The sequence below is a fragment of the Mycobacterium sp. genome (genome assembly GCF_049673265.1).
In the GTDB taxonomy this organism is placed as follows: domain Bacteria; phylum Actinomycetota; class Actinomycetes; order Mycobacteriales; family Mycobacteriaceae; genus Mycobacterium.
Map to the genome: position 1 here is coordinate 1 of NZ_JBATXN010000357.1, position 6,805 is coordinate 6,805.

The following is a 6,805-nucleotide window of genomic DNA, read 5'->3' on the forward strand; positions in this document are numbered from 1 at the left end:
GCGGCGAGCGCTGGGATGGCGCTCGGCGCAGTTGGGTTGGGCCATCGCGGTTCTCGCCGAGGTTGGCCGTGCAGTGGGTGGCAGCAGGTGCGCGGGTGATCGGCGGGTGCTGCCGGGTGCGGCCCACCGACATCGCCGATCTGGCGGCTGCCCTCAGCTAGCTGTACTGCCGATCAGCGCGCCCAGGCAGTTACGCCGTCTGCGCCGAAAGCTTCCGGTACTCCAGCACGGTGTCGATGATCCCGTAATCCTTGGCCTCTGCGGCAGTCAGAATCTTGTCACGGTCGGTGTCCTTGCGGATCACCGAGGGCTCCTTGTTGGTGTGGCGGGCCAGCGTGGTCTCCATCAGCGTGCGCATCCGCTCGATCTCGGCGGCCTGGATCTCCAGGTCGGAGAACTGGCCCTGGATCACCCCCGACAACGACGGCTGATGGATGAGGATCCGAGCATTGGGCAGCGCCAACCGCTTACCCGGTGTCCCGGCGGCCAACAGCACCGCCGCCGCCGAGGCCGCCTGGCCCAGGCACACGGTCTGGATGTCGGCCCGCACATATTGCATCGTGTCGTAGATCGCCATCAGCGAGGTGAAACCGCCACCGGGTGAATTGATGTACATGGTGATGTCCCGGTCGGGATCCATCGACTCCAACACCAGCAACTGGGCCATGATGTCGTTCGCCGACGCGTCGTCGACCTGCACCCCGAGGAAGATGATGCGCTCCTCGAACAGCTTGTTGTAGGGGTTGGACTCCTTAACACCCCAGCTGGAGTGCTCGACGAACGACGGCAGGATGTAGCGCGCTTGGGGCTGAAGTTCGGGGTTCATAGTGCTGGGGCTCCGTTGGTCTCGGCGCGGGTGATGATGTGGTCGACGAACCCGTATTCCAGGGCTTCCTGGGCGGTGAACCAGCGGTCGCGATCCGAATCCGCGACGATGCGCTCGATGGGCTGGCCGGTGAATTCGGCGTTGAGCCGGAACATCTCTTGCTTGATGACGGCAAACTGCTCGGCCTGAATCGCGATATCGGCGGCGCTACCGGTCACCCCGCCTAACGGCTGGTGCATCAGGATGCGGGCGTGTGGCAACGCGTAACGCTTGCCCTTGGTGCCGGCGGCCAAGAGGAACTGGCCCATCGACGCGGCCATCCCCATCCCGTAGGTGGCGATGTCGCACGGCGCCAACACCATCGTGTCGTAGATCGCCATGCCCGCGCTGATCGATCCGCCCGGCGAATTGATGTACAGCGAGATGTCCTTGCTGGAATCTTCGGCCGCGAGCAGCAAAATCTGCGCGCAGAGCCGGTTGGCGATGTCGTCGTCTATCTGCGATCCCAGGAAGATGATGCGCTCGGAGAGCAAACGCTCATAGACCGAGTCGACGAGGCTCAGACCCTGCGCGCTCGCGCGCATTTCAGTCCCACGGCTCACAGTCGGTTACCTGCTTTCTTTCAGTTCTGTATTCACCGACACTAACCAACCCTGGCCGCCGGGCACTCCCCGAAGCCGCCGCGTTCGCTCACAGCGTCACTTCGTGTCGCCCGATGGCTCCTCGGACGAAGCCGCGGCTTCCAGGTCGTCGGCGCCAATCTCATCTTCCCCGTCTTCGGACTCAGGGTGCTTGCCGAAGAACTCGGCGGTCTCGACGACGTTTCCGTCACTGTCGGTGACCGTCGCCGCCTCGACCGCCGCGGCGATCGTCAGCCCGCGGCGCACGTCCGCGAGCATCGCCGGCAGCTGGTTGTTCTGCTGCAAGTAGCTGAACAACTGCTGGGGCTCGATGCCGTACTGCCGCGACGTCATCACCAATCGTTCGGTGATGTCTTGCTGGGCGACCTGGATGTCGAGGTCATCGCCCAGCGCGTCCAGCAGCAGTTGCGTCTTGATGGCCTTCTCGGCGTTCGTTCGGGTTTCGGCGTCGAACTCTTCCCGCGACTTGCCCTGCTTTTCGAGTGCTTCGTCGAACTTGACCTGGTCGTGATTCAGGCTGTGCAGCGCGTTGTGCACGGCGTTGTCCACCTGAGCCTGGACGATCGCTTCCGGCAACGGCATTTCGACCTGGTCGAGCAGGGCATCCAGGGTGGCAGTGCGGATCTCCTCCGCCTGCTGGACGCGCTTTACCTGGCGCACCTGATCGGACAGATTGGCGCGCAACTCATCGATGGTGTCGAATTCGCTTGCCAGTTGGGCAAATTCGTCGTCGGGCTCGGGCAGCTCGCGTTCCTTTACCGTGCCGACCGTCACGGTGACTTCGGCCTCTTTCCCGGCGTGCGGGCCGGCTGCCATCGTGGTGGTGAAGGTCCGGCTTTCCCCGGCCGACAGACCGACGATCGCGTCGTCGAGACCGTCCACGAGTTGGCCGGAGCCGACTTCGTGTGACAGTCCCTTGGTCGCCGCCTCGGGCAGGTCTTCGCCGTCGATGGTGGCCGACAGGTCGATCGAGACGAAGTCGCCGGTCGCGGCGGGTCGCTCGACTCCGGTCAGGGTGCCGAACCGGGCACGCAAGGCCTGCAGTTCGGCGTCGACGTCCTCGTCGCTGACCTGGATCGGATCGACGGTGATTTTCAGTGCGCTCAGGTCGGGCAGCGTGATCTCAGGCCGGATATCGACTTCGGCGGTGAAGACGAGATCTTCGCCGTACTCCTTTTTGGTGACCTCGATGTCGGGCTGGCCTAGCGGGCGCACATCGGATTCGGTCACGGCTTGGCCGTAGCGGCTGGGCAGTGCCTCGTTGATGACCTGGTCGAGCATCGTCTCGCGCCCGAAGCGCGCCTCCAGCAGCTTGGCCGGCGCCTTGCCAGGACGAAAACCCGGCAGCCGCACCTGCTTGGCCATTTCTTTGTAGGCCCGGTCGAAGTCGGGCTGCAGCTCCGTGAAAGGCACCTCAACGTTGATGCGAACCCGGGTGGGGCTCAGGTGCTCGATAGTGCTCTTCACGGGTTTGCTCCTCGGTCCTATTCGCGGTCTTCAACTGTCGATGCCCGTTGGCTGGGGCGTGCCGGTCGGGGTGACAGGATTTGAACCTGCGGCCTTCCGCTCCCAAAGCGGATGCGCTACCAAGCTGCGCTACACCCCGCGGTGACCTCGACGATCCTACGGCCAAGCCCCGCGCTGCCCGTAGCGGCCTCGCAACGAAGTAACGGGACTGCATCATTTGGATTTGATGTCTGCCGCGACGTACAGTCGCGCTCGACTAAATACACGCGGGCGTAGCTCAATGGTAGAGCCCTAGTCTTCCAAACTAGCTACGCGGGTTCGATTCCCGTCGCCCGCTCAAGCCGCGCACTTGCCACGACAGCGGACTACGCTATGGGGGCTGAGCAGGCCGCCGAAACCCCCGGAGGCCGACAAGTGCAGCCGGCGGCCGTTTGGGCCAAGCCCGGAGGCTGAGGAGGCCGACAAATTCAGCACACAGGCGCCACGGCCACTGTCGATATTCAAGGCTCATGCGCACCCCGCTTCGAGCGGGTACGCGCCGCGTTCGAGCAGAACTTCGTGCTGCGCGGCGAGGTCGGTGCAGCAGTCGCAGCCTGGGTGGATGGCGAGCTGGTCGTTAACCTGTGGGCCGGTACAGCCGACGCAGCCGGCACCCGGCCGTGGCGGGTGGACACGCTGGCCACCGTGCTATCCGGTACAAAAGGTCTGACCAGCACCTGCGTCCACCAACTCGTCGAGCGCGGTGAATTGGATCTGGATGCGCCGGTCGCCCGCTATTGGCCCGAGTTCGGGCAGGCCGGCAAGGAGGCCATCACCATCGGCATGGTGATGAACCACCGGTCGGGCGTGATCGGGCCTCGCAAACGACTGCCCTGGCAGCAGGTCACCGACTGGGATCTGGTCTGTGAACGGCTGGCCGCCGCCGAGCCATGGTGGGAGCCGGGGACCGCACAGGGCTACCACATGACCACGTTCGGCTTCATCCTCGGCGAGGTCTTCCGTCGCGTCACCGGTCACACGGTCGGTCACTACCTGCGCACCGAGATTGCCGAGCCTCTGGGCGCCGAGTTGCACATCGGCTTGTCGCGCAATGAACAACGCCGCTGCGCCGATCTGGTGGAGAAGCCGACCATTCGCCAGATGCTGGCCGACGTCAACGCGCCTGGTTATCCCACCACGCTAGCCGAGCACCCCAAGGCCGGCCTGGCCGTGTCGATGGGATTCGCGGCGGACGACGAAGTCGGGTCCAACGACCTTGAGTTGTGGCGCGAGGTCGAGTTCCCGGGCACTAACGCGCAGGTGTCAGCGCTGGGACTGGCGACCTTCTATAACGCGTTAGCGCAGGAGCAACTGCTCAGCCGTCGGCACATGGATCTGATTCGGGTGTCCCAGGGCGGCTTTGACACCGATCTGGTCCTCGGTCCGCGCGTCGCCGACCACGGGTGGGGGCTGGGCTACATGCTCAACCAGCGCTGCGTCAACGGCCCCAACCCGCGCATCTTCGGCCACGGCGGCCTGGGCGGCTCGTTCGGCTTCGTCGACCTCGAACACCGGATCGGCTATGCGTATGTGATGAACCGCTTCGACGAGACCAAGGCAAACGCCGACCCGCGCAGCGTGGCGCTCAGTGATGAGGTCTATGCGGCACTCGAGGTCAAGAAAGGCTGACTGCGTTAGGTCTGACACGTCGGACACCAGAAGACGTTTCGGCCTTCCAACTCGGCGGTGCGGATCGTGGTCCCGCACACCCGGCACGGCTCCCCGGCACGCCGGTAGACATAAGTGCGCGGCCGGCCGGGGCCGTAAGACGGCGCACCATGGTCATGTTCGGGCCGGATGGCGATGATCTTGCCGCGGCGCAAACCGATCTTCATCAGGGCCACCAGATCGGTCCATGCAGCATTGAACTCTGCCTCACCGATCGCCCGGCCGGCCCGATACGGGTCGATGCCGTGGCGGAATAGCAGCTCATTACGGTACACATTACCGACGCCCGCGATCACCGTCTGGTCCATCAGCAGCGCTCCGATTGGCCTGCGCGACTTGGTGATTCGTGTCCAGGGCCACGTCGGGTCGGCGTCGCGACGAAGCGGATCCGGTCCGAGCCGGGACACCACATCGGCAACCTGCGCCTCGTCGATCAGTTCGCACACCGTCGGGCCGCGCAAATCGGTGCCGTACTCGGCCCCGACCATCCGCATCCGCACCTGCCCGACTGGAGCTGGCATCGCATTATCAGGCGGCCGTGGCCATTCGGTGAACGTCCCATACAGGCCGAGGTGCACGTGCACGATCGAGCCGCCGGCATAGTGGTGGAACAGATGCTTGCCCCACGCGCTGGCACGTTGTAATACCTGGCCGTCGACGGCGGTGGCCGCCGCTTCGAACCGACCCTGCGGGCTCGAGACCGCTACTGGCGCACCGGCATAACGGCGTTGATGCAGCCGGGCCAGTCGATGCAGGGTATGCCCTTCGGGCACGCCGACTTAACCCACCGCGCCGGGTACCGGCGGGGCCTGGTGAGTGCGTTCGTATTCGGCGAGTATGTCGATACGTCGTTGGTGGCGCTGCGCTTTCGACCATGGCGTCGTCAGGAAGGCGTCGACGAAGGACAGCGCCTCCTCGACGGTGTGCATGCGGCCGCCGATCCCGATCAGCTGCGCGTTGTTGTGCTCCCGGGCCAACGTCGCCGTCTCGACGCTCCACGCCAGCGCACAACGGGCCCCCGGCACCTTGTTTGCCGCAATCTGCTCACCGTTGCCCGACCCGCCGAGCACGATGCCGAGGCTTTCCGGGTCGGCCACGGTGCGCGTGGCCGCGTCGATACAAAACGCCGGGTAATCGTCCTCGGCGTCGTAGCTAAAGGCACCGCAGTCGATTGGCTCGTGCCCGGTTTTCTTGAGGTGGTCGATAATCTGCTGCTTGAGCTCGAATCCGGCATGGTCAGAACCGAGGTAGACGCGCATGCCCGCAATCCTTACCTGCCGGTGCTCACCGGCGCAATGCGGGTCGCCGCCCGACTGGTCTAGTCGAATTCGGGCTTCTCGGTACGGGTCCGCTTGAGTTCCCAGAAGTGCGGGTAGGCCGCGAAGGTCACCGAGGCGTCCCACAGCTTGCCGGCCTCCTCGCCGCGCGGAATCTTCGACAACACCGGGCCGAAGAACGCCACCCCGTTGACGTGGATGGTCGGCGTGCCGACGTCTTCGCCGACGGCGTCCATCCCGGCGTGGTGGCTCTTGCGCAGCGCGTCGTCATAGGCATCGCTGTCAGCGGCGTCGGCCAGCTGCGACGGCAAGCCCACCTCGGCCAGCGACTGCTTGATGACGTCATCGAGGTCTTTGTTGCCTTCGTTGTGAATGCGGGTGCCCATCGCGGTATACAGCGGCGCGAGCACCTCGGCGCCGTGGGCCTGCTCGGCGGCGATCGCCACGCGCACCGGACCGAAGGCCTTCGCCAACCGCTCGCGGTATTCGTCAGGCAGACCCTCGCGGTTCTCGTTGAGCACCGCCAGGCTCATCACCCGGAAATTGACCTCGATGTCACGGACCTTCTCCACCTCCAAGATCCAGCGCGAGCTGATCCACGCCCACGGGCACAGCGGATCGAACCAAAAATCGGCAACTGACTTCTCAGGCATGCGGGGTCCTCTCTGCGACGGTTCGACTGACCGTCCAGCACAACCCTAACCTTGGCGGTCCTGTTCCCGATCCTGTGACCGATGGCCCGACTTCTCCTCAGGCCACTACGTGGCCTGCATCGTCGCTGGACGAACCGATTGCCCGGCCGCCAAGCGGCCAGCAACGCCGCCCGCTTAAGTTGGACACGTGGCACTTCCGAACCTCACCCGTGACCAAGCCGTCGAACGCGCTGC

The 6,805-nt window shown here is 65.0% G+C and carries 8 protein-coding genes and 2 tRNA genes; 3 read left to right on the forward strand and 7 right to left on the reverse strand.

Going from position 1 to position 6,805, the window contains the following annotated elements; genetic code table 11:
* Nucleotides 1–161: homocysteine S-methyltransferase family protein (locus tag WBF82_RS12270; protein ID WP_424383304.1), on the forward strand; the 161-nt coding region annotated here is incomplete at its 5' end.
* A 29-nt stretch (nt 162–190) separates the two neighbouring features.
* On the opposite strand, the gene WBF82_RS12275 is transcribed toward WBF82_RS12270, so the two are convergent.
* The 4 genes from WBF82_RS12275 to WBF82_RS12290 all read right to left on the reverse strand — a co-directional run bounded on the left by WBF82_RS12275 (nt 191) and on the right by WBF82_RS12290 (nt 3,073).
* Nucleotides 191–826 (reverse strand): ATP-dependent Clp protease proteolytic subunit, encoded by a 636-nt coding sequence (locus tag WBF82_RS12275; RefSeq protein WP_424383298.1) that lies wholly within the window; start codon nt 824–826, stop codon nt 191–193.
* Nucleotides 823–1,428 (reverse strand): ATP-dependent Clp protease proteolytic subunit, encoded by a 606-nt coding sequence (locus WBF82_RS12280; protein ID WP_424383299.1) that lies wholly within the window; start codon nt 1,426–1,428, stop codon nt 823–825. Before WBF82_RS12280 ends, WBF82_RS12275 begins: the two co-directional genes overlap by 4 nt.
* 96 nt (nt 1,429–1,524) lie before the next feature.
* A complete protein-coding gene (tig, locus tag WBF82_RS12285; protein ID WP_424383300.1) occupies nt 1,525–2,934 on the reverse strand; it encodes a trigger factor in 1,410 nt (469 codons plus the stop codon).
* 65 nt (nt 2,935–2,999) lie between these two features.
* Nucleotides 3,000–3,073: transfer RNA gene (locus WBF82_RS12290), tRNA-Pro, on the reverse strand.
* 127 nt (nt 3,074–3,200) lie between these two features.
* Here WBF82_RS12290 and WBF82_RS12295 point away from each other — a divergent pair.
* Together WBF82_RS12295 and WBF82_RS12300 are read left to right on the forward strand one after the other, a co-directional pair.
* Nucleotides 3,201–3,271, forward strand: a tRNA-Gly gene (locus WBF82_RS12295).
* Nucleotides 3,272–3,399: 128 nt separating this feature from the next.
* Entirely contained in the window at nt 3,400–4,602 is a 1,203-nt protein-coding gene (locus tag WBF82_RS12300; RefSeq protein ID WP_424383305.1) for a serine hydrolase domain-containing protein, read from the forward strand.
* A 5-nt stretch (nt 4,603–4,607) separates the two neighbouring features.
* Here the strand turns inward: WBF82_RS12300 and WBF82_RS12305 are convergent, their stop codons facing one another.
* The 3 genes from WBF82_RS12305 to WBF82_RS12315 are packed head-to-tail and all read right to left on the reverse strand — an operon-like array spanning nt 4,608 to nt 6,571.
* Nucleotides 4,608–5,414: an Fpg/Nei family DNA glycosylase gene (locus WBF82_RS12305; RefSeq protein ID WP_424383301.1), complete on the reverse strand. Its 807-nt coding sequence runs from the start codon at nt 5,412–5,414 to the stop codon at nt 4,608–4,610.
* 6 nt (nt 5,415–5,420) lie between these two features.
* Nucleotides 5,421–5,900: a ribose-5-phosphate isomerase gene (locus WBF82_RS12310; RefSeq protein ID WP_424383302.1), complete on the reverse strand. Its 480-nt coding sequence runs from the start codon at nt 5,898–5,900 to the stop codon at nt 5,421–5,423.
* 59 nt (nt 5,901–5,959) lie between these two features.
* Nucleotides 5,960–6,571 (reverse strand): DsbA family protein, encoded by a 612-nt coding sequence (locus WBF82_RS12315; protein WP_424383303.1) that lies wholly within the window; start codon nt 6,569–6,571, stop codon nt 5,960–5,962.
* Nucleotides 6,572–6,805: the final 234 nt, after the last annotated feature.